Annotated in this window: 16 protein-coding genes; 5 read left to right on the forward strand and 11 right to left on the reverse strand. The window is 63.4% G+C overall.

All coding sequences use genetic code 11. The features are described from left to right. The first annotated feature begins 95 nt into the window (after positions 1 to 95). From gltB to C8J33_RS20960, 3 genes are all read left to right on the forward strand, one after another. On the forward strand, positions 96 to 4,847 hold the full coding sequence (gene gltB, locus C8J33_RS20950; protein WP_245420080.1) for a glutamate synthase large subunit: 4,752 nt from the start codon (positions 96 to 98) through the stop codon (positions 4,845 to 4,847). 219 nt (positions 4,848 to 5,066) lie between these two features. Next, complete coding sequence (locus C8J33_RS20955) at positions 5,067 to 6,128, forward strand: polysaccharide pyruvyl transferase family protein (RefSeq protein ID WP_132665243.1); 1,062 nt, start codon at positions 5,067 to 5,069, stop codon at positions 6,126 to 6,128. Positions 6,129 to 6,292: 164 nt separating this feature from the next. After that, positions 6,293 to 7,747, forward strand: a complete 1,455-nt coding sequence (locus C8J33_RS20960) for a glutamate synthase subunit beta (RefSeq protein WP_110800943.1) — start codon at positions 6,293 to 6,295, stop codon at positions 7,745 to 7,747. 68 nt (positions 7,748 to 7,815) lie between these two features. Here the strand turns inward: C8J33_RS20960 and C8J33_RS20965 are convergent, their stop codons facing one another. Further along, the gene (locus C8J33_RS20965; RefSeq protein WP_110736087.1) at positions 7,816 to 8,184 is read right to left on the reverse strand and encodes a winged helix-turn-helix transcriptional regulator; all 369 of its coding nucleotides are present in this window, start codon (positions 8,182 to 8,184) and stop codon (positions 7,816 to 7,818) included. Positions 8,185 to 8,365: 181 nt separating this feature from the next. Here C8J33_RS20965 and C8J33_RS20970 point away from each other — a divergent pair, with 181 nt between their 5' ends. Next, positions 8,366 to 8,977 (forward strand): FMN-dependent NADH-azoreductase, encoded by a 612-nt coding sequence (locus C8J33_RS20970; RefSeq protein WP_132665244.1) that lies wholly within the window; start codon positions 8,366 to 8,368, stop codon positions 8,975 to 8,977. Between the two features lie 84 nt (positions 8,978 to 9,061). Here the strand turns inward: C8J33_RS20970 and C8J33_RS20975 are convergent, their stop codons facing one another. Both C8J33_RS20975 and C8J33_RS20980 read right to left on the reverse strand, forming a co-directional pair. Continuing rightward, positions 9,062 to 10,480 (reverse strand): DUF459 domain-containing protein, encoded by a 1,419-nt coding sequence (locus C8J33_RS20975; RefSeq protein ID WP_245507233.1) that lies wholly within the window; start codon positions 10,478 to 10,480, stop codon positions 9,062 to 9,064. 117 nt (positions 10,481 to 10,597) lie between these two features. Beyond that, positions 10,598 to 11,818, reverse strand: coding sequence for a lytic murein transglycosylase (locus C8J33_RS20980; RefSeq protein ID WP_132665245.1), 1,221 nt, complete (start codon positions 11,816 to 11,818; stop codon positions 10,598 to 10,600). Between the two features lie 577 nt (positions 11,819 to 12,395). Between C8J33_RS20980 and galU the strand changes: the two genes are divergently transcribed. Further along, on the forward strand, positions 12,396 to 13,277 hold the full coding sequence (galU, locus tag C8J33_RS20985; RefSeq protein ID WP_092930376.1) for a UTP--glucose-1-phosphate uridylyltransferase GalU: 882 nt from the start codon (positions 12,396 to 12,398) through the stop codon (positions 13,275 to 13,277). A gap of 179 nt (positions 13,278 to 13,456) precedes the next feature. On the opposite strand, the gene C8J33_RS20990 is transcribed toward galU, so the two are convergent. The 8 genes from C8J33_RS20990 to C8J33_RS21025 all read right to left on the reverse strand — a co-directional run bounded on the left by C8J33_RS20990 (position 13,457) and on the right by C8J33_RS21025 (position 23,319). After that, complete coding sequence (locus C8J33_RS20990; RefSeq protein ID WP_132665246.1) at positions 13,457 to 14,251, reverse strand: hypothetical protein; 795 nt, start codon at positions 14,249 to 14,251, stop codon at positions 13,457 to 13,459. Between the two features lie 244 nt (positions 14,252 to 14,495). Next, entirely contained in the window at positions 14,496 to 16,016 is a 1,521-nt protein-coding gene (locus C8J33_RS20995; RefSeq protein ID WP_422038777.1) for an outer membrane beta-barrel protein, read from the reverse strand. Between the two features lie 97 nt (positions 16,017 to 16,113). Next, positions 16,114 to 16,581 carry an NfeD family protein gene (locus tag C8J33_RS21000; protein WP_132665248.1) on the reverse strand — a complete coding sequence of 156 codons (468 nt, stop codon included), beginning with the start codon at positions 16,579 to 16,581 and terminating at the stop codon, positions 16,114 to 16,116. After that, on the reverse strand, positions 16,581 to 17,600 hold the full coding sequence (locus C8J33_RS21005) for an SPFH domain-containing protein (protein ID WP_132665249.1): 1,020 nt from the start codon (positions 17,598 to 17,600) through the stop codon (positions 16,581 to 16,583). Before C8J33_RS21005 ends, C8J33_RS21000 begins: the two co-directional genes overlap by 1 nt. 87 nt (positions 17,601 to 17,687) lie before the next feature. Next, the gene (gene hemH / locus C8J33_RS21010) at positions 17,688 to 18,773 is read right to left on the reverse strand and encodes a ferrochelatase (RefSeq protein WP_132665273.1); all 1,086 of its coding nucleotides are present in this window, start codon (positions 18,771 to 18,773) and stop codon (positions 17,688 to 17,690) included. A gap of 293 nt (positions 18,774 to 19,066) precedes the next feature. After that, positions 19,067 to 21,142, reverse strand: a complete 2,076-nt coding sequence (locus C8J33_RS21015; protein WP_132665250.1) for a bifunctional metallophosphatase/5'-nucleotidase — start codon at positions 21,140 to 21,142, stop codon at positions 19,067 to 19,069. 139 nt (positions 21,143 to 21,281) lie between these two features. Next, the gene (gene omp10 / locus C8J33_RS21020; protein ID WP_092930366.1) at positions 21,282 to 21,653 is read right to left on the reverse strand and encodes an outer membrane lipoprotein Omp10; all 372 of its coding nucleotides are present in this window, start codon (positions 21,651 to 21,653) and stop codon (positions 21,282 to 21,284) included. Between the two features lie 214 nt (positions 21,654 to 21,867). Next, complete coding sequence (locus C8J33_RS21025) at positions 21,868 to 23,319, reverse strand: homospermidine synthase (protein WP_110800797.1); 1,452 nt, start codon at positions 23,317 to 23,319, stop codon at positions 21,868 to 21,870. Positions 23,320 to 23,387 lie beyond the last annotated feature (68 nt).

Genomic DNA, 23,387 nt, shown 5'->3' on the forward strand with positions numbered 1-23,387 from the left:
AACGATAGACCGGGCGTCACAACGCGGTTGAAGCCGCGAGTGCGCCCCGACGACGGCAGGCCCGAGAGAGAAGGGCCGCAACTGGAGGGAAGACGATGACGCAGATCACGCCATCACATGACGCCGCATCCCATCGCGTAGAGGCCCAGGCCACCGCGACGACGACGGCCGTGTTCCCGAAAGCCTTCCCGGAAAACACTTACAAGAGCGGCCTGCCGGCAAAGCAGGGTCTCTACGATCCGCGCAACGAGCACGATGCCTGCGGCGTCGGCTTCGTCGCGCATATGAAGGGCGTCAAGTCGCACCAGATCGTGCGCGACGGCCTGTTCATCCTCGAAAACCTGACGCATCGCGGTGCTGTGGGTGCCGATCCGCTGATGGGCGACGGCGCCGGCATTCTGGTGCAGATCCCGGACCGCTTCTTCCGTGAGGAAATGGCAGCCCAGGGCGTGACCCTGCCGAAGGCGGGCGATTATGCTGTCGGCTATCTGTTCATGCCGCAGGACGAAGCGCAGGTTACGCATTTCAAGCAGGTCATCGCCGATGTCGTTGCTGAAGAGGGGCAGTCGCTGCTCGGCTTCCGCGATGTCCCGGTCGATAACGCTTCGCTGTCGAAGGCGCCGCACATCGCCGCCACAGAGCCGCGTCACGTGCAGGTGTTCATTGGCGCCGGCCGCGATGCCGCGACGAATGCCGAGTTCGAGCGTCGTCTCTTCACGCTGCGCAAGGTCATCTCGAACCGGATTTACGACGCCTACAAGGGTGCGGAAACCGGCTTCTATCCCGTATCGCTGTCGACGAAGACGATCATCTACAAGGGCATGTTCCTCGCCTATCAGGTTGCGGCCTATTTCAAGGATCTGGAAGATCCGCGGTTCGAGAGCGCGGTCGCGCTCGTGCACCAGCGTTTCTCCACAAACACCTTCCCGTCCTGGAAGCTCGCGCACCCCTACCGCATGGTCGCCCATAACGGCGAAATCAACACGCTGCGCTCCAACGTCAACTGGATGGCGGCGCGTCAGGCGTCCGTGTCCTCGCCGCTCTTCGGTGCCGACATCTCCAAGCTGTGGCCGATCTCCTATGAGGGCCAGTCGGACACCGCCTGCTTCGACAACGCGCTCGAATTCCTGGTGCAGGGCGGCTATTCGCTGTCGCATGCGGTGATGATGCTGATCCCCGAGGCCTGGGCCGGCAACCAGCTGATGGGGCCTGAGCGCAAGGCATTCTACGAGTACCATGCCGCCCTGATGGAGCCGTGGGACGGACCGGCCGCGGTCTGTTTCACCGACGGCCGGCAGATCGGCGCGACGCTCGACCGCAACGGCCTGCGTCCGGCCCGCTACCTCGTCACCGATGACGACCGCGTCATCCTCGCCTCCGAAGCCGGCACGCTGCCGGTGCCGGAAGAGAGCATCGTCAAGAAGTGGCGCCTGCAGCCGGGCAAGATGCTGCTGATCGACATGGAAGAAGGCCGCATCATCTCCGACGAGGAGGTGAAGTCCTCGCTCGCCGGCCAGCACCCCTATCGCAAGTGGCTCGACAACACGCAGCTGATTCTCGAGGAGCTGAAGCCGGTGGAGCCGCGCGCGCTGCGCCGCGACGTGTCGCTGCTCGATCGCCAGCAGGCCTTCGGCTACACGCTCGAAGACACCAAGATCCTGATGTCGCCGATGGCGACGACGGGTCAGGAGGCGATCGGCTCGATGGGCACGGACACGCCGATCTCGGCGATGTCGTCGAAGTCGAAGCTGCTCTACACCTATTTCAAGCAGAACTTCGCGCAGGTGACCAACCCGCCGATCGACCCGATCCGCGAAGAGCTGGTGATGAGCCTCGTCTCGTTCATCGGGCCGCGGCCGAACATTCTCGACCATGTCGGGGCATCCCACGCCAAGCGGCTGGAAGTGCGCCAGCCGATCCTGACCAATGGCGATCTCGAAAAGATCCGCTCCATCGGCCACACGGAAGACCGGTTCGACACCAAGACGCTCGACTTCACCTATGACGTCGCGCGCGGCGCCGAAGGTATGCCGGAAATCCTCGACCGGCTGTGCGAGCGTGCGGAAGCCGCCGTCAAGGGCGGCTACAACATCATCGTGCTCTCCGATCGTCAGGTCGGTCCGGACCGCCTCGCCATTCCTGCGCTGCTCGCGACCGCTGCCGTGCACCACCACCTGATCCGCAAGGGGCTTCGCACCTCGGTCGGCCTCGTCGTAGAATCGGGCGAGCCGCGCGAGATCCATCATTTTGCGCTTCTCGCCGGCTACGGTGCCGAGGCCATCAACCCCTATCTCGCCTTCGACACGCTGACGGACATGCACAAGCGCGGCGAGTTCCCGAAGGAAGTCGACGGCAGCGAGATCGTCTATCGCTACATCAAGGCCGTGGGGAAGGGCATCCTCAAGGTCATGTCCAAGATGGGCATCTCGACCTACCAGTCCTATTGCGGCGGGCAGATCTTCGATGCGGTCGGTCTCTCGAGCGAGCTGATCGAGCGCTACTTCTTCGGCACGGCAACGCAGATCGAAGGCATCGGCCTCAAGGAGATCGCCGAGGAGACCTTCAACCGTCACCAGGCGGCCTTCGGTCCCGATCCGGTGCTGACCAACACGCTCGATGTCGGCGGCGAATATGCTTACCGCATGCGCGGCGAAGGCCATGCCTGGTCGCCGGACTCGATCGCTTCGCTTCAGCATGCCGTGCGCGGCAATGCGCAGGACCGCTACCGCGAGTTCGCCGACATGGTGAACGGCGACGCGTTGCGCATGAACACCATTCGCGGCCTCTTCACCATCAAGGGTGCGGAGGGTCTCGGCCGCACGCCGATCTCAATCGACGAGGTCGAACCGGCGACCGAGATCGTCAAGCGCTTCTCGACCGGTGCCATGTCGTTCGGCTCCATCTCGCGTGAGGCGCACACGACGCTCGCCATCGCCATGAACCGGATCGGCGGCAAGTCGAACACCGGCGAAGGCGGCGAGGAGAGCGATCGGTATTTCCCGCTCCATGACGGCTCGGCCAACCCGGAACGGTCGGCCATCAAGCAGGTGGCCTCCGGCCGCTTCGGCGTGACGACGGAATATCTGGTCAATGCCGACATGCTGCAGATCAAGGTGGCGCAGGGTGCCAAGCCCGGCGAGGGCGGGCAGCTGCCCGGCCACAAGGTGGACGCGACCGTTGCCAAGACCCGGCATTCCACGCCCGGCGTCGGCCTCATCTCGCCGCCGCCGCACCACGACATCTACTCGATCGAAGATCTGGCGCAGCTGATCTACGACCTGAAGAACGTCAATCCCGAAGCCAACGTTTCGGTCAAGCTCGTCTCGGAAGTCGGCGTCGGCACCGTTGCCGCCGGCGTCGCCAAGGCGCGCGCCGACCATATCACGGTCTCCGGCTATGACGGCGGCACGGGTGCATCGCCGCTGACCTCGCTCAAGCATGCCGGTTCCCCATGGGAAATCGGCCTTGCCGAGACGCACCAGACGCTGGTGCTCAACGGCCTGCGCTCGCGCATCGCCCTGCAGGTGGATGGCGGCCTGAAGACCGGCCGCGACGTCATCATCGGCGCGCTTCTGGGGGCCGACGAGTTCGGCTTCTCCACCGCGCCGCTGATTGCGGCCGGCTGCATCATGATGCGCAAGTGCCACCTGAACACCTGTCCGGTGGGCGTGGCGACGCAGGACCCCGTCCTGCGCAAGCGCTTCAAGGGCGCGCCCGAGCATGTGGTCAACTACTTCTTCTTCGTTGCAGAAGAGGTGCGCGAAATTCTCGCCTCGCTCGGCGTGTCGAAGTTCGACGACATCATCGGCGCTTCGGAACTGCTGGAGAAGGACACGCTGATTTCGCACTGGAAGGCGAACGGGCTCGATTTCTCCAACATCTTCTACAAGGTCGATGCGCCGAAGGCCGCGACCTACTGGACGGAGAAGCAGAACCACCCGATCCACGACATTCTCGACCGCAGGCTGATCGCGGAAGCGATGCCGGCGCTGGAATCCAAGATCCCGGTGAAGATCGAGGCGACGATCAAGAACGTCGACCGGTCGGCCGGCGCGATGCTGTCGGGCGAACTGGCCAAGCGCTGGCGCCACAAGGGGCTGAAGGACGACACGATCTTCGTGACGCTGCGCGGCACGGCAGGCCAGTCGTTCGGCGCGTTCCTCGCACGCGGCATTACGTTCGATCTGATTGGCGACGGCAACGACTATGTCGGCAAGGGCCTGTCCGGCGGCCGCATCGTCGTGCGTCCCTCCGAGGCGTCGAAGATCAAGGCGGCGGAGTCGATCATCGTCGGCAACACCGTGCTCTACGGCGCGATCTCGGGCGAGTGCTACTTCAACGGCGTGGCCGGCGAACGCTTCGCCGTGCGCAACTCGGGCGCCATCGCGGTGGTCGAGGGTGTGGGCGACCATGGCTGCGAATACATGACGGGCGGCGTGGTGGTCGTGCTCGGCGAGACGGGCCGCAACTTCGCGGCCGGCATGTCGGGCGGCGTCGCCTATGTGCTGGACGAGAGCGCCGACTTCCCGCAGCGCTGCAACATGGCCATGGTCGAGCTGCAGCCGGTGCCGGAGGAAGACGACATGCTGGAGAAGCTGCATCATCACGGCGGCGACCTCATGCACAAGGGCATGGTGGACGTCTCCGGCGACATGACGCGCCATGACGAGGAGCGGCTGGTACAGCTCATCTCCAACCATCTCCACTACACGGGTTCGCCCCGCGCCAAGGAGATCCTCGACAACTGGGCGGACTTCCGGCCGAAGTTCCGCAAGGTCATGCCGGTCGAGTACCGTCGTGCGCTCGAGGACATGGAGCGGATGAAAATGGCGGAGGCTGCCGAGTAATCGGCGGTCTCGCCCGGGGCGGCGCTGGTCGCGGCCCCGGTTCGACCCTCCGGCGACGCGTCTTGCCCGATCCTTCAGCGGACGGACAGCGCGCCGATCCGGCCTCTCCTGCGGGTCTTGCCAGGAGCCGATATGGGCGCGCCCGATCCGGCTCGGGCGTTCTCGCGAAAACCCGAAATATGCGCATTCCGACCCGCGCAAGAATGAACATGGTGTAACGTGTCCAGTGACCTTCTCGACATCGTCGCGTCGAAGGCTGCCATCCCGGTCTCCTGGGTGACGCCGCCGGTCGGCGAGGATTATCTCAATCTCGGCGATGCCCTGTCGCCGGTGATCGTTTCGATGATGTCGGGACTGCCGGTGACGCATGCGCCGAGCAAGAGCCGCAAGACCCGTCTTGCCGCCGTCGGCACCATCGGCCACATGATGGCGGGCGGGCATGTGCATGTCTGGGGAACGGGCACGTCGCCGAACCTCAATCCCGGCCAGCATTCCGACGAGAAGATCCCCTATACCCGGCCAGTCGATACGCGCTTCACCTTCCATGCGACGCGGGGGCCGTTCAGCCGCCGCGTACTCGGCAGTGACGGGCCTGCCGTCTATGGCGATCCGCTCTGGCTGCTGCCGCATTTTCACGATGCGCCCGTCAAGAAGACGCATGAACTCGGCGTCATCCTGCATCTGGCGGAACTGTCCGAGCGCACCTTCGACGCCCGGCCGAAGGATACCGAAGGCCGCCATCATGTAGCGCCGTCGGAGGCGGGTTCCGTCAAGCTGATCAACACGGTCACGCCGACGACGATTGCTGCGCTGCGCGAACGGCTGGATGAAATCCTGTCCTGCAAGCGGATCGTTTCGACCAGCCTGCACGGCATGGTCTTTGCCGAATCCTACGGCATTCCCTGCCTCTATTTCTCGCCACGGTCGCGCAGCACCGGGCTCGGACGCATCGATCTCTCCGACGAGAGCGGCGTCATCGACCTGCGCTTCGTCGATCTCTATCGCGGTCTCGGTCTGTCGGACCTCGACATCTGGTACCAGCCGCGGCAGGTCAAGACGAACTGGCAGGCCGTGATCGACGCTATCGACCGGGTGTGGACGCTGAAGGTCTTCGACGACAAGCCGTTGATCGACAGCTTCCCGCTGCCGCTCGCCATGATGGGCAAGGGCGCGCGCGGAAGCGCCTTCGATGCGCCGCTGATCGCCGCGCTGCCGACCCAGCGAAAACGGCTTCCGGGCCAGGCCTTCATCGAGGGGCTGGCGGACCGGTTCTTCAGGTGACGGCCATGAAACATCTCTTGGTCATGAAATTCGATTGAGTGTTCGCCCTATCTGGCGACAATGCGATGAAAAGCCTGCCGGATCTCCGGCAGTCAGGAACAGAAACGGGTGGACGCGGAGCGGGTGGCATCAGCGCTTCCACGGCGACGATTGAGGGTTACGTCATGGGCAAGGTTACAGGTTTCATGGAAATCGACCGGCAGCTGGCAAAGTATCAGCCGGCCTCCGATCGTATCCGCCATTTCCGGGAATTCACGATCCCGATGTCGGAACCGGAAGTGCAGAAGCAGGCGGCGCGCTGCATGGATTGCGGCATCCCCTTCTGCCACGGCCCGACCGGCTGCCCGGTGCACAACCAGATCCCCGACTGGAACGACCTCGTCTACAGCGGCAACTGGGAAGAGGCGATCCGCAACCTGCATTCGACCAACAACTTCCCGGAGTTCACCGGCCGCATCTGCCCCGCGCCTTGCGAGGAGGCCTGCACGCTGAACCTTGAGGACGCCCCGGTCACCATCAAGACCATCGAGCAGGCGATCGCCGACAAGGCCTATGAGATGGGCTACATCGTGCCGAAGCCGGCGGTGACGAAGACCGGCAAGTCGATCGGCATCATCGGTTCGGGTCCTGCCGGCATGGCGGCGGCCCAGCAGCTGGCACGCGCCGGCCATGCGGTGCATGTCTACGAGCGCGAGACCAAGGCCGGCGGCCTGTTGCGCTACGGCATTCCCGACTTCAAGATGGAGAAGAACTTCATCGACCGCCGCGTCGAACAGATGACCGGCGAAGGCGTCACCTTCCATTACGGCGTCAATGTTGGCGTGGACCGCACGGTGGAGAGCCTGCGCGAGGAGCATGACGCGGTGCTCTATTGCGGCGGCTCCGAGACGCCGCGCGATGCCGGCCTTCCCGGCGGCGATTTCGCCGGCGTGCACGATGCCATGCCCTATCTCGTCCAGCAGAACCGCCGCGTCGGCCGCGAAAATATCGACAGCGTCGGCTGGCCGTCGGATCCGATCCTTGCCGGCGGCAAGCATATCGTCGTCGTCGGCGGCGGCGACACGGCGTCGGACTGTGTCGGCACCGCCTTCCGTCAGGGTGCCGTCAAGGTGACCCAGCTCGACATCCGCCCGCAGCCGCCGGAGAAGGAAGACAAGCTCGCCGTGTGGCCGTTCTGGGCGACGAAGATGCGGACCTCCTCCTCGCAGGCCGAAGGCGCCGTGCGCGAGTTTCAGGTGGCAACGCTGGAATTCGTCGGCGAAGATGGTGTGTTGACGGGTGTGAAGTGCTGTCAGGTCGACGATCGCCGCAAGCCGGTTCCCGGCACGGAGTTCGTCATCAAGGCCGACCTCGCCTTCATCGCCATCGGCTTCAGCGGTCCGCTGAAGGCGGGCGTTCTGGAAGAGCTTGGCGATGCGCTCGCCATCAACACCGACCGTCGCGGTTCCAGCAATGTCATCGCCGACGACAAGGACTACCGGACATCGGTCGACAAGGTCTGGGCTGCCGGTGACGTGCGCCGTGGCCAGTCGCTCGTCGTCTGGGCGATCCGCGAAGGCCGTCAGGCAGCACGCGCGATCGACGAGGCCCTGATGGGCTCCAGCGTTTTGCCGCGCTGATTTCGAGCGCGCGCTATCGACAGACGGATGTCCGGCCAATGCCGGGCGTCCTCGAAGCCCCAAATCTCTCAGGCATTTCGCTGGTCGTAGGCCAGGCGCGCCTGGTCGATCGTTTCCTGATGCTCGAACGCCCAGTTGCCGAGCGTCTGCACGGGTTCGCGCAGCGACTGCCCGAGATCGGTCAGCGCATATTCCACCTTCGGCGGAATGGTCGGGTAGATCGTTCGTGTCACCAGCCCGTCCCGCTCCAGGTTGCGCAGCGTCAGCGTCAGCATGCGCTGGGAAATGCTGCCGAGCGCGCGCTTCAGCGCGTTGAACCGCTTCGGCCCCGGCGTCAGCAACATCACCACCAGCATCGACCATTTGTCGCCGATCCGGGAGAGGAGGGCGCTGGCCAGACGGCAGTCATGGGTCTCGTGCAGCGTCTCCAGCGTCATGTCCGTATTTGCAGGTGTCAAGAATGTGCCTCCTTGCGCATGCGCATCCACGTCATTCATAGTGCCTCGGTATGGAAAAGTAACTCCCATACGTCACGTAATCGGTGACGAAGCGGGGCTTTGGCTTTCCATGCAGACCTTATTCGAATGACCTGCACATGGTGCACCAAAGGATAGATACATGAAACTCCTTCACCTCGACTCCAGCATTCTCGGCGACCACTCCGTCAGCCGCGCGCTGTCCAAGGCTGCCGTCGAACGGATCACGGCGGACAACCCCGCGATCGAGGTCACCTATCACGATCTCGTCGCCGAGCCGATCGCCCACCTCACCGGCCGCTATCTCGCCGGCCAGAGCGACGATGTGCAGCACGATCAGGCGCTTCAGGAAGATCTAGCGCTCGGCGGCAAGGTGCTGGAAGCGTTCCTTGCGGCCGATATCGTCGTCATCGGCGTGGCACTCTACAACTTCTCGATTTCGAGCCAGCTGAAAAGCTGGGTGGACCGCATCTGCGTGGTCGGCAAGACGTTTCGCTACACCGAAGCAGGCCCGGAAGGTCTGGCGGGGGATAAGCGCGTCATCCTGACGATCGCGCGTGGCGGCCTGTACGGTCCGGGCACGCCGTCGCAGCCCTTCGAACATGCCGAGACCTACCTCCGGTCGGTTCTCGCCTTCATCGGCGTCACCAATCCTGAGGTCATCGTGGCCGAAGGCCTGGCGCTCGGTGCCGAGCCGCGTGAAGCCGCAACCAAGGCGGCCCTTGAGACGGTGGCCACGCTGAAGGCCGCCTAGAGCAATTCCAGCAAAAGTGCGCAGCGGTTTTGCGTCCGGAAGTGCGTTGAAACACTCTGAAAAATCAGGGCGCCCGCTCGGAGCCTATCGGAGCGGGACGGCCTGCCATGGCGGTGCGGCCCCTAGCCGCGGGCCGGTTCCGGTCTTCGGCGGGGCTGTGGCCGCCGATGGCGACGGGTCGGCATTGCCAAGAGATGGGCCTGCCGCCGGTAAGGCTGCCTCCGGTGTCACGGCCGGCGGCGCTAGCGCCGTCTTCACCAGCCGGAAGTCGTCGATCCGGCCGAACGGGGCGGGCGGGGCTTCGCCTTTCTCGATCAGCAGGTCCCGCGCGCTGCGCCCCGTGCTCGCCGGCAGGCTGGCGTCGTCCAGCAGCGCGGACGCGCCGTCGAGGTCGGGATCGACGAGGCTGATCGGCTGGGTCTTGATGATGGTCTCGCTGGTCGGGGCCGTGACCACGAGGTCCTTCATGTCGCTCGGATCGGGAATGTCGCTACCGGGCGCAGCCGTCTCGCCCAGAAGGCGGCGGATGTCTTTCTCCACGTAGAAGGCGAGCTTGCGCTTGCCGGCCGGTGTCAGGTTGATGCCGTCGGCACCGCGGAGGCGCACCTGCTGGCCATTGATGTCGGAGCCCGTCGTCACGAACTTGCCCTGCTCGTCGACGAAACCATCCCAGATATCGATGAACTGCCCACCGACCTTCTCCGCCTCGGTGCGGAAGATGCCGTTGAAGGTCACCATGTCCGCTGTCATCGCGGGGGACTGGAACGACGGCATGCCGACCCAGAGAAGCGGCACGTTGCGGCTGCGGGCAAGGGCTGCGAATGCCGCGACGCGCCGTGTGTACTCGGTCATCCAGGCATCCGTGCGGTATTTTTCCCGCACCGCGCCGATCTTCATCTGCTGGCGGTCGTTGGCGCCGAAGCTGACGACGATCAGAGCCGGCTTCACGTCGTCCGCATAGACGGGGAGCATGTTGGGCCAGTCGAAATAGTCGTCGCGCACCATGCCGGACGAGCCCTCGCTGCGGTTTTCGACCACGATGCCCGGGCTGTCGGCAAAGGCGGTCTGCAGGCCGTCACTGAGGCTGCCGGCGATGAAGTCGCCGACGACGAGCACGGTCTTGGCATCCGCCTGTTTCGCCACGATCTCGGGCGCCGGCGTCTCGACGGGTGCGGGGCGGGCTTTGGCCCGCTGAGGCTTCGGCTGACGCCGTACCGGCGGCGGGGCCTCGCGGTATATGTTCCCGCCGTCGCCATCGTCCTCGTAAACGCGCTGCTGCTGGCGCGGCCGGCCGAAGAACATGTCGAGGATCGTGCGCCGTTCCTGCGCTTCGGCACGGCTGACCGGCGGAAGAAATGCTGCAGTCGGCAGAGCGATGATGATGGCGAGAATGAAGGCCGCAATCCGGCGCAGACGCGCATGCCGCGACGGTTGCGGCGAGACTTTGCTCTGATCAGCGCGTGGTGTCACCGCTTTGGGCATCTCGGCTCGGGGCATCGACATCTGCATTCCGGCCGGGCGTCCTGCCCGGTCCTCTTCATTTCCGCCAGACCATCTGACGATGGCTTGCCCGTCCCGGATCCTGCGCCCGGAAACGGCCTGGTTGCCCGGTGTCGCCGATCAATCCCGCAGGGCGCGGAGAAGGTTCTGCGTCGGCTGGCCGTCCGGGGTCATGCCCTTGCGGTTCTGGAATGCCTGGATCGCGGCCTTGGAACCGGAGCCGAAATTGCCGTCCACCTCGCCGTCGTAATAGCCGAGTTCCTTGAGGCGTGACTGCAGTTCGAACTTCTGCTTGACGTCCAGCGTGCCGTCCGGCCGGCTCCAGGCCTGCTGCATGCCGCCATAGCCGGCAATTTCGTCGGCAAGAAGACCAACGCCGAGGGCGTAGGAGTCGGAGGCGTTGTAGCGCTTGATGACGGAAAAATTCTTGGTCATCAGGAAGCCCGGGCTGCCACTGCCGCCCGGCATCTTCAGCGTGGCGCGGATGTTGCCATCGCGGAAGCCCTTGCCGTTCGGGCGGGTGAAGCCGAGGGCCGCCCACTGCTTGAGCGTTTTCGTCTGGCCCTGCAGATCGGAGCCGCCGGCGGGCACCGCCGTCTCGTAGCCCCAGGTCATGCCCGGCTGCCAGCCGTTCTTCTTCAAGAGGTTGGCGGCAGTCGCCAGCGCATCGGGGATCGAGTTCCAGATATCGCGATGGCCGTTGCCGTCCGCATCGATCGCATAGAGCAGGTAGCTCGTGGGAATGAACTGCGTGTGGCCCATGGCGCCGGCCCAGGAGCCGTTGAGTTCGCGTGGGCTCACATCGCCCGACTGCAGAATCTTCAGCGCGGCGATCAGCTGGGTCTTGGCGAATTTCGCCCGCTTCGGATCGGCATAGGCAAGGGTGGCCAGCGCCCGCGGCACGTAGTGCAGCCGGTCGTCCTTCTCCAGGACAGCGCCGTAATTGGACTCCATCGACCAGATGGCGAGCAGCACGTTGCGATCGACGCCGAAGTGCTTCTCGATCGCATCCAGCGTGCGGCGGTGCTTCACCGACATTTCCTGGCCGACCTTCTGCGTGTAGGGGTTCACGCGGCTGTCGATATATTCCCAGATCTTGTGCTTGAATTCCGGCTGGTAATTGGCCTTCTCGATCACGGTCGCATCGGGCGTCTTCACGCCGGCAAAGGCCTTGCGATAGGTGCTCTCGGAGATGCCGGCCTTGGCGGCCGTCGGATAGAAGCCGTTGATCCAAGTCTGGAAGCCGGCATCGGCGAAAGCGGGCGTGGTGGCGAGGAACGCGGCGGCGGCAAAAAAGGCGGCGCTGAGGCGGCGGCGAAGGGGCAGACTGTTGCTGTTCATCGGTCTGTCGTTTCCGTAATCTCGGTCACGCGCGTCGGGGCCGACGGGCGAGACATCACTGTACCATTCCAGAACCGTCCCATCTTGCGCTGCCGGTGACGGATCCGACGAGTGCCGGCTCTGCTGTGAGGGCCGGTTTGAGGAAGAGTATCGAAATGAGGTCAACAAGTTCTTTACCATGCCGAAGGACTTGCGTCTTCCTTAGGGAAAAAATAGCCTCTTACCCCTAGATACGTTCACGTTCTTGTGACGCGCATGTTGCATGTTCACCGGGCATTCACCCGGGGTCGTGCATCTAGGCGGTGCATGCACGGCGCTCCTTTCTGGCCGACTTTTGGGGGCTGGACGTCGACGCTCTGGAAACTGCGGGGAAGTCCGATAGATCCATGTCATCCGTCGCCGGGCTTGGGAGAGAGGTGCGCAGCAATTGCGGGGAAACGGAGTTGCCACGAACGAGAACATCGGGATCGACGTTCATTTTAAGCCGGTTTCCGGTAAGACGACATCACGCCACGGTGGATCAGCGATCGTTGATCCACCGTCCATTTTAAAGAATGACTGAGAACTGGAGATATTGATGAGTGAGAAGCGTAAGGTCCGAAAGGCCGTCTTTCCTGTTGCCGGCCTCGGCACGCGTTTTCTGCCCGCCACCAAGGCTGTCCCGAAGGAAATGCTGACGGTCGTCGACAAGCCTGTCATCCAGTACGTCGTCGATGAGGCGATCGAAGCCGGTATCGAGCACCTGATCTTCGTGACGGGGCGCGGCAAGGGCGTCATCGAAGACTATTTCGATATCCAGACCGAGCTCGAGCAGACGCTGCGCGAGCGCAACAAGACCGCCGAGCTGACGCTGCTCGCCGACATTCTGCCGAAGGCCGGCATGGCCAGCTTCACCCGCCAGCAGGCGCCGCTTGGTCTTGGTCATGCCGTTTGGTGCGCCCGCGATATCGTCGGTGACGAACCCTTCGCGGTTCTCCTGCCCGACATGATCATGCGCGGCGAAAAAGGCTGCCTCAAGGGCATGGTCGAGCTGTACGAGCAGAGCGGCGGCAACGTTCTTGCCGTCGAGGAATGTGCGCCGGAAGTGGCCCACAAGTACGGCATCGTCGGCGTCGGCGAGACGATCGGCGAAGGCTTCGCCATCAACGCCATGGTCGAGAAGCCGGCCGCCGGCACCGCCCCGTCCAACTACTTCATCAACGGCCGCTACATCCTTCAGCCGGAGATCTTCAATATCCTGGAAACCCAGGAGCGCGGCGCCGGCAACGAGATCCAGCTGACCGACGGCATGCTGAAGCTCCTGAAGAGCCAGGATTTCGCAGGCTACGTCTTCCGTGGCGAAACCTACGACTGCGGCGCCAAGGATGGCTTCATCCTCGCCAACGTCGCTTTCGCACTGTCGCGCGACGATATCCGCGGCTCGGTCGAAGGTCCCCTCAAGGCCCTTCTCGCCCGTTGATCGATCGATACCGAACAAAAGAGCCGCGTTGCATCAGCAGCGCGGCTCTTTTCGTTTCGGGAAATAACGCGCAACCTCTAAACCACGAGCGACAGAGCCTCTGTTCGAAAGCGTCGCCCAATTGATTGATAAATACCGGTTCGAAAGTCTGCAGACCAAGTAGTGATTCTTTAACTAGTCTAGCGGGGCTTAGAGATGTACGGGATCAGCATTTGACCCATCGATGTCACCGTACATTTTGTGCGGCCGCCGTCAGTCATGTGTGCCTCGATCATACGAGTGGTGGTCAGCTCATTGATCGAAAACCGAATGCGCTCTTGGTATCTCGGATCGCTAATGAGTTTGATTTTGACGTATGCAGATGTGAACTCAACTAACCAGTCGGATGTCACTCGACTGCCATCCGAGACCCTATTGTTTAAAGTTATTAGCGGCCAAGACACGCGGTCAGCCAAAATCGCTAGAGCTTGCGGCGTTAGCTGATCAATCTTTGCAAGTGCATACTTGTGCTCTTCGAATAAGGACTCAAAGTCTGTTTCAACGATATGCTCAAGAGCATTTGCCAGGTGGTCAACTAAAAGAGGATCGGGCGGATTTCCATCAAGGATTTGCAGAATTTTATTAAAAAGGGTGTTTCCAGGAGCACTGACTAGTAGCTTCTTCAGGTCCGAGATGGCGGAGGTGTTTTCATCAGTTCGTTCGAGGTAGCTGGACAAAAGCAAAGCTTTTTTCGCGGCCTTGATCTCTTCGTCCACATTCTCGTTCCAGTTCAAGACCTCCCTGACAACCTCTCCGATCTTAAAGAGGCCGAGGACTTGATCTCTAATAATGCGCTTAGTTCTTCCTGCTGCGATAAACTCTTCAGTCCCAGCCGGCAGCTGCACGCTTTGCAGTCGGTCATCGAGCGTTTTCCCCTGCTCTGCCAAATACTGCTCAGGCCGGAGCACAATATCTTTGCCAGTTGGCTTATCCATTCCTATGCTTCCCAAGGTTAGCTTCTAGCGGTCCTGAAGAGCCTGCTAAAGCGGCGTGCGTCATATATGACGCACGCCGCTTTAGCACTTTATATCTTCTGCATCATTTTATCCTGAAATCCATTCCGATTAGGGGATTATGCAGTAGAGCGTTTTCGCTTTTCTTCGAATCGTGAGAACTTGCTATCTGTTTGTTTTACGTAATTCCACGCACGAAACCGCTTTGAACTTTTGCCGGAAATGCTTAGCGCCGCAATGTCAGCCCGACGCCGATCCGGGCGACGGAGGTAGCCTCGCCGCGGTCCGGTGTCGTCCGCTCGTAGCTGACGTCGCCGGTCAAAGCGAGATAGCGGTTGATGTCGTAGGTGAGGCCGGCGCCGGTCAGCCAGACCTTCGTATCCGACGAGGCGCTGCCGGAGGGATAGTTGCGGAAGGTCAGGCTGTTGGAGAGCCGCGCAACGAGGGCCGAGCGGAGTTCGTGCGTAACCCGGCTCGACAGCGTATAGGCGAGCGCGCCGCTTTCGCCCGAAGTGGTGGAGGGCTCCAGCGTCGTGGATAGGCCGGTCATGACATCCGTGCCGCGCTGCGGCGACCAGTTGATGAGGCCGTCGATGGTGGCGCCGTTCAGGTTCTTCAGCCGCGTGTCGTCGAAGCGGTAGGTGTTGTAGCCGAGCGCCAGCTCGCCCTTCAGCTTCTCGCCGAGATCGGCTTCCACCCCGGCGCGGCCGGAATAGGTCTTGTAGGATCGGCTGTAACCCAAGCTGTCCGAGCGCAGCTCATACACCCCCCGGCCGATGGAGGCTTCGAGGAACGGGATGAGGGCCGGCGACAGCTCATAGCCGATGCGCGTCGTCAGCGTGCCGACATCGCGGTTGCGGTCCTTCTGCGACAGCGTGGTGCCGTTGGAGAGATCGACATCGGAATAGGTCAGGCGGTTGACATCGACCTTGGCCGAGCCGCGCAGGATGCCGAAATCGTGCTCGATGCCGGCGCCGAGCGAATACTGGTTGACGCCGGCCTGCGTTTCCGCGCCGTTGATCGCGTTCGGGTCCGTCGCATCCTCGCGGTCGAAGCTATAGCCGGCGCGAAGCGTCGCCATCGTGTCGTGGCTGATATCGAGCCGCAAGGCGCCGTCGATGTCGGCCCGCGGCTTGGTTTCGCCAGTGCCTGAGAGGTTGCGCTGCCAGTAGCCCTCGCCGGTGATGCTCAGCTGGTGGCGGGACCAGTCGGAGGTCAGCGTGCCCTTGAGGCCGGTTTCGGTATAGGTGCGCCGCTCGCGGCTGTCGCCGCTGCGTGTCGTCTCCGAGTTCACCGTCTGGCCGATCGAGGGTTTGAGGGTGAAGGTTCCGAGCGGGATGCCGGGCACGTCGTCATCGTCGGCGAGCGCCGATTTCAGGCCATCGACGCCGGTTTCCCGCAAGTTGGACCGGATCAGGTCCTGATCGCGCAGCAGCCCGCCGCCGACCACGGCGTCATCGCCGATGGCGCCGGTGATATCGGCGTCACCGGTTGCCGTCGGCGCGCCGCCCGCTATGGGCACGGCCGCTACGGCCGCGCCGGCCGCCTGCGGGCTGAGTGTTCCCGAGGTCGGATCCTGCGGTCCTGCAAGGTCGGTATCGCCTGCGTCATCCTCCACCGCCTGCGCCCGGGCGGTGCCGGGCAGGGCAAGCGATGTGAGGCAGACGGAAAGGAGCAAAATGGCCATGGCGGCACGAGCGGGCCGAACGGCACGCGCATCAGTGTCCGGGAGGTGAGAAGGCGCCATGGGCCAGGTCCGCAAGCTCGAAGCAATTGTTTCGCAATCGTAAACGCTTGTGGTTAACCAATCCTTATCCGCAGGCTTCCTCGCTTAAGCTTTCGGCTCAGGCGGCTAGGGCTTCTTCCACGAGAAGCCGCTGGCCATCTGCGGACAGGACGCGGACGCGGGCGCCGGTCGGCAGGTCGGGGCCGCTGACGGGCCATGTCGTATCGCCAAGGCGAACGCGGCCGCGCCCTTCGGCGATCGGCTCCTCGAGGATGGCCGTGCGCCCGATGAGGCTGCGTCCGCGCTGGTTCAAGAGCGGCGCGTCGGAGGCGTGATCGAAGCGCGCCAGCAGCCAGCGGCCGACGAGTACGGAGACAACGGAGAGGATGGCGAACAGCGGCAGTTGCACATGCCAGCCGAAGAGGTCCGCATTCCAGAAGATCAGCGCCAGCGCGCCGGTAACGATCGCCGCCATGCCGATCCAGACGAGGAAGACGCCGGGAACGAATATTTCGGCCGCGAGCAGGACGAGGCCGAGCACCCACCAGGCCCAGGGGCCGAGTTCCTCGATGACGCGCGCGACCATCAGACGCCGGTCCGCGGCGGGGCGAAGGGCGAGGGCGTGTTCGGTGTGCTCGGGGGCACGGATCGTGTCGAGCCGCGCGGCCGTTCCGGCGTGGTCGGGGCGTCGCCGAAGACCTCGCGGGCGATGGCGCCGATGCCGCCGAGCGAGCCGATGAGCGCGGAGGCTTCCATCGGCATCAGCACGATCTTGGAGTTGGGCGCGGTGCCGATCGCGGCGATGGCTTCGGTGTATTTCTGGGCGACGAAGTAGTTGATGGCCTGCACATCGCCGGCCGCGATCGCCTCGGAGACCATGCGGGTCGCCTTCGCTTCGGCCTCCGCCAGGCGTTCGCGCGCCTCGGCGTCCCGAAATGCCGCCTCGCGCTGGCCTTCGGCCTGAAGGATCGCCGATTGCTTGGCGCCTTCGGCCCGCAAGATCTGCGCATTGCGCGAGCCCTCTGCTTCCAGCACCTGCGCGCGCTTTTCGCGCTCCGCCTTCATCTGGCGCGCCATCGCATCCACGAGGTCCTTCGGCGGCTGGATGTCCTTGATCTCGACGCGGGTGACCTTAATGCCCCAGGGCCCGACCGCCTCGTCCACCACGCGCAGTAGCTGATCGTTGATCTTGTCGCGGTTGGACAAGAGCTCGTCCAGATCCATCGAGCCCATGACGGAGCGGATATTGGTCATGGTGAGGTTGAGGATCGCGCTCTGGAGGTTGGAGACCTGATAGGCCGCCTCCGCCGCGTTCAGCACCTGATAGAAGGCGACGGCATCGGCCGAGCAGCTGGCATTGTCCTTGGTGATGACCTCCTGGGTCGGCACATCCAGCACCTGCTCCATCACGTTCATGCGCGCGCCGACACGGTCGATGAAGGGAATGATCAGGTTCAGACCGGGCTCCAGCGTGCGGGTATAGCGGCCGAAGCGTTCGATCGTATGACGATAGCCTTGCGGGACCGTCTTGATGCCGGCGATGAGCACGAGGATGACCAGGACCGCGAAGGCCACCACAACGATATCGAATCCGCCCAAAATCATCTTCTCCGTGTATCGATTGGCCCCGGCTTAGCATGCCGGGGCGCGATGCGGAACCTTGCCGTTCCCGCGACGTGGGAACGGCGGGGATTAGATGCTCGGTGCGCCCAGCACCCTGTCCAGCGAAACGGCCTGAGGTGCTGCCACATCCACCCAGCCGCCCAGCTCGCGGCGCACGACGTGTTCGAGGACACGCATGCCGTCGTCGCTGTCGTTCAGGCAGGGGATATGCGTGAACTTTTCGCCACCCGCATGGTGGAAGGTCTCGGCAGCCTCCACCGCGATTTCCTCGAGCGTTTCCAGACAGTCGGACACGAAGCCTGGGTTCATCACCGCGATCCGCTTGATGCCCTTCTGCCCGAGCGCCTCCACGGTCTTATCCGTATAGGGCTGCAGCCACTCTTCCGGGCCGAAGCGCGACTGGAAGGTCACCTGGAGCTTCTCCTTCGACCAGCCGAGCCTCTCACGCAGCAGGCGCGCCGTCTTGTAGCACTGGCAATGATAGGGGTCGCCCTTCTTGAAGTAGGACTGGGGAATGCCGTGGAAGGAGGTGAGCACCACTTCCGGCTCCCAGTCGAGCGTCGCCAGATGCGTTTGGATCGAGTTCGCGAGGCTTTCGATATAGACCGGGTCGTCGTGATAGGGCGGCACGGTGCGCAGCGCCGGCTGCCAGCGGGACTTCAGCAATAGGCGAAAAGCCTCGTCGTTGACGGTCGCCGTCGTGGCGGCGGCATATTGCGGATAGAGCGGGAAGAGCAGGATCTTCTCGCAGCCGGCCTGCTTCAGCGCTTCCATGCGCTCCGGAATCGATGGCTGGCCATAGCGCATGGCCCAGTCGACCACCAGATTGTCGTGACCGGCAAGGCTCGCCGCCATCTTCTCCGCCTGGCTGCGTGTGTAGGTGCGCAGATAGCTTTCGTTCAGATCCTTGTTCCAGATCGTCTCATAGGCCTTGCCCACCTTGGCGGGGCGCGTGTTGAGCACGATGCCGTAGAGGATCGGGTACCAGAAGACGCGCGACCATTCGATGACGCGCTTGTCGCTCAGGAATTGCTTGAGATAGCGCCGCATGGACACCTTGTCGGTGCCATCAGGCGTGCCGAGATTGACCAGGAGGACGCCGACTTTTCCAAAGGCCACCTTTGGGTGGTCGGCGGGGAGGGGCGTGACGGTCATGTTCATGGCGGTGTCCTAGGCAAGAGATGGAGACGCTACCCGGTACGGACGCGGCCTGCATCGGTTCACATCGCCTTATGTAAAACAAAAACCGGCCCGGGGAAGCCCGAGCCGGTGCAATAGGATGAGGCCGATTGTCTCATTGGCTGGCCGGATGGCGTTTGCCACGACGTGACGTTTGCTGAAAGCGCGGGGTCTCCGGGCTGTTCTCCCGCTGTCGCAGGTCGGCCACGAAGCCTTCGTGTTCCACCGGGACCACGCGGCCATCGCGAGATGACCGCATGAAGATCTCGTCAGCGCGGCGGCAGGGTCAGTTCCGTGCCGACATGCAGCCTCTCGGGAACCGGATTGCCGTTCGCCCCGGCAATCGTCTTCCACTTTTCGCCATCGCCGTAGACGGACTTGGCGATGTCCCACAGCGTATCACCCTTGACGACGACATGGCGTGTTTCGGCCGGTGCCGTGGCTGCTGGTTCCGGCGTGGCCGGTGCGGCTGCTGCGGGCTCTGTCGGTGCCGGTGTCGTTTCAGGCGCAGGCGTTGCAGGAGCGGGCGCTACCGGGGCGGCAGGTGTTGCAGGCTCAGGCGTTGCGGGTGCGGGGGCCGGTGCTGCCGGAGCCGTTTCAGGCGGCGTTGCTGGTGCCGCTGGCGCAGCCGGAGCCGGAGCCGGAGCCGTTGCAGGTGCCTGAGCCGTCGTCGTCGGCGTTGCGGCCGGCGGGGCGGCGGGGGCCTGCTTTGCCGGGGGCACGTAGCTCGCCGGCGTTAGATCGGTGATGCGGCCATCGGTATAGGGCGTGTAGGGGTTGTGGGCGCCGAGATAGGCGGCTACCGCTTCTTCGAGATTGGGTCCGAAGTCGTAGGCATTCTTGGCGTTGGTCGCGAAGATCTTGAAGCCGTCGCCGCCGCCGCGCACGTAGTTGTTGGTGACGACGCCATAGGTCTTGGCGGGATCGATGGCCGTGAAAGCGTCGCCCTCCTTCACTTCGACGGCGCTGATGCGGCTGCCGACCGGCTTCGACCGGTCGAACGCATATTTCAGGCCGGCAACCTGCAGGAAGCGGCCGCCGCCGTCATCCACCTGGCTCACCGCATTTTCAAGCGCCGTCAGCAGATCGGCGCCGGTCAGCTGGAAAGTGGCGATGGTGTTCTGGAATGGCAGCACGGTCAGCACTTCGCCCATGGTCACCGGGCCCGCATCGATCGGTGCGCGCAGCCCGCCGCCGTTCTGCAGGGAGATGGTGATGCCCTGGTCCTTCACGCGGTCGAGCTGCGCGTCGGCCAGCAGGTTGCCCATGCTGCATTCCCTCGCGCGGCAGACCTTCCGGTCGCCCTCGATGGGGCCGGAGGTCTCGCCGACCACCTTCTGCTTCAGTTCCTCGATCGGCGCCTTCAGCTCGTTGATGCGCGCCGTCATCGCGGCATCGGGCTGGAATTTGCCGTCGATCAGAATCGGCTCGCCGGTCGCTTCCTTCACGACGCCCGCATCGTCGAAGACGATCTTCAGGTCGCCGAGATATCGGCTGTACTGGAAGGCCTGCACGACCGGTACCTTGTGGCCGTCGGGATTGTCGACCCAGGTCGGGTAAGGCCCTTCGGCGCCCTCGACCGTGTTCGACAGCAACGTGTGGGAATGCCCGCCGACGACGACGTCGACATCGGGAATCTTGGCGATGGCCGAGAGGTCACGTGGATAGCCGACATGGGTGAGCGCGATGATCTTGTTGACGCCTTGCGCCTTCAAGGCGGCGACCGCCTCGGTGATCTTGGCGACATCGTCGGCGATCGTGATGTTCGGGCCGGGATTGGCGATATCGGGCGTGTCGTTGGTGACGGCGCCGACGATGCCGATCTTCTGCCCACCCTTCTCGATGACGATGGAAGGCTTGATGCGGTCGCCGATCTTGGCGGCGGCACTCGGCACGACATTGGCGGTGACGACGGGGAACTGCACCTTGTCGAGGAAGGTCGCGAGCACGTCGTCACTGTCGTCGAACTCATGATTGCCGACGGTCATGGCGTCGAACTTCATGGCGTTCAGGACCTCGGCTTCCGTCGCGCCCTTGTAGGTCGTGTAAAACAGGGAACCCTGGAAATTGTCGCCGGCATTCAGCAACAGCGTGTTCTTGCCGGCACCATCCAGCGCGCCGCGTGTGGTGTTGATGGCGGTCAGCAGGCGGGCGCCGCCGCCGAAGCAGGCGTTCTTGGCTTCCTCTTCTGCGGAGCAGGTCGCATCGGACTTGTTGATCGCCTCGATGCGGGAATGGAAGTCGTTGATATGAAGGATGTTCAGTTCGTAATCGGCAAAAGCGGCACCTGTGGACAGGGCCAGCAGGGACGCAGCCATCAGGCCGGTCTGCAGGGTGCGGATCATCACGATCTCCTCTTTGTCGTACGCATGCCCGCTGCCGGGGATCCGGCACCGGACACCGGGATCGTTTCATCCCGCCGTCCCGACTTCAAGGAGAAAGAGCAATGCCCTGCGATTTTTGCCGCCTAGATGTCGTCAGGTTTTACACGCGGCGCGACAGCGAGAACTGAGCGCCGGTGTCGGTCGTGCAGTTGAGCTGCGAATTGGTGACCATGGCGCAGTTGACCTTCTGCTGGGTCTTGCGAACCATCGAGGTCATGTTGATCTCGACGAGCTTCGGCGTGATGCTCACATAGCTGCCGGAGGCGAGAATCTGGTTCGTGTCGGTCGTGCGGGTGGAGAAGGTGCCGCTCGCGAAGGTCGAGACGATGCCGTTCGGATCGGCCCAGGTTCCCTCGACGCCCACCGGCATGGCCTGGCTTCTCGGCATCTGGCTGACCTCGCGCGGAGCGGACTGGCACGAAGCGAGTGACGCAGCGACGGCAAGGGCGGTCATGATGGCTTTGGGGTTCATTGCAGGGTCTCCGTAGTGCTCGGAACGATCGGAACGTCGAAAAACCATGACGTGATCAACACTTGTTTGCAAGCGGTGCGGGCATGGCGGTCGCCGCGGTGATCGCTGCAAACCATCAAGCGCGGCTTTCGGGAGACAGTTAGGGGCGATCTGCGCAGAAAAAAGCCCGGAGCGATGACGCTCCGGGCTTTATCCGGTCTCGATCGGTCGCGGCTTAGCGAACCAGGATGTTCTTGAACTGCCAGGCGTCGCTCTCGTCGATCTCTTCCGGGAAGAGGCCCGGGCGGCCGTCGAGCGGGGTCCAGTCGGTGTAGTGGCCTTCGACGGGGCCGAGATACGGCGTCTGCACTTCGAGGCAGCGCTTGTAGTCGATCTCGTCGGCTTCCACGATGCCGGCCTTCGGGTTTTCCAGCGCCCAGACCATGCCGGCGAGAACAGCCGAGGTCACCTGCAGGCCGGTCGCGTTCTGGTAAGGCGCGATGCGGCGGGTTTCCTCCAGCGACAGGCGCGAACCGTACCAGTAGGCGTTCTTGTCGTGGCCGTAGAGCAGGACGCCGAGTTCGTCGACGCCGTCCACCAGTTCGTTCTCGTCGAGAACGTGAAGAACCGGCTGCGGCGTACCGCCATTGCCGAACATCTCGTGCAGCGACAGCACGGCATCGTTGGCCGGATGGTAGGCGTAGTGGCAGGTCGGGCGGAAGGTAACTTCGTCGTCCTTGTCGCGAACCGTGAAGTAGTCGGCGATCGAGATCGACTCGTTGTGCGTCACGAGGAAGCCGTACTGGGCCCCCGGCGTCGGGCACCATGTGCGCACGCGCGTGTTGGCGCCGGGCTGCTCCAGATAGATGGCGGCCTGGCAGCCCTTCTTGTGCTTCTTGGCGTTCTTCGGCATCCAGTTTTCATGGGTGCCCCAGCCGAGTTCGGCCGGCTGCAGGCCTTCGGAGATGAAGCCTTCGACAGACCATGTGTTCCAGAAGACGTTGAGCGGCTTCGGGTTCTTGGCGCGCTGCGTGTCGCGCTCGGCAATGTGGATGCCCTTGACGCCGACCTTCTTCATCAGCTTCGCCCAGCCTTCACGGTCGTGCTGGTCCGGCTCGTCGAACTTGACGTCGAGATCGTTGGCGAGGTTCACCAGTGCCTGCTTGACGAACCAGGAGACCATGCCCGGGTTTGCGCCGCAGGTGGAAACGGCCGTCGTGCCGCCCGGGTTCTTCTTCTTCTCGTGGCGCATGGTCTCGCGCAGCGCGTAGTTGGTGCGCTCGGAGTTCTTCATGCTCTTGTCGAAGTAGAAGCCGAGCCAGGGCTCGACGACCGTGTCGATATAGAGAACGTCGAGTTTGCGGCAGAGCTTCACGAGATCGACCGAACCGGTATCGACCGACAGATTGACGCAGAAGCCCTGGCCGCCGCCGGCCGTCAGAAGCGGCTTCAGCAGTTCCTTGTAGTTTTCCTTGGTGACGGCCGCCTTGATGTGCTTGACGCCGTGCTTCTTCATGATCTTCAGGTCGGCCGCGTCTTCACGCGGGTCGATGACGACCATCCGGCTCTTGTCGTAGGTGAAATGCCGCTCGATCAGCGGCAGGGTGCCGCGACCGATGGAACCGAAGCCGATCATGACGATCGGGCCGGTGATTTCGCCGTAAACCGGATGAGAGGCTTCCGCCATAGGGTCTTCTCCTGAACGTGTTCTTTTAAGGCAAGCCGATCCGGGTTCGGTCGGCTCTGGGCAATATG

Source organism: Rhizobium sp. PP-CC-3G-465, assembly GCF_004343445.1.
GTDB classification, from domain to species: Bacteria; Pseudomonadota; Alphaproteobacteria; order Rhizobiales; family Rhizobiaceae; genus Ferranicluibacter; species Ferranicluibacter rubi.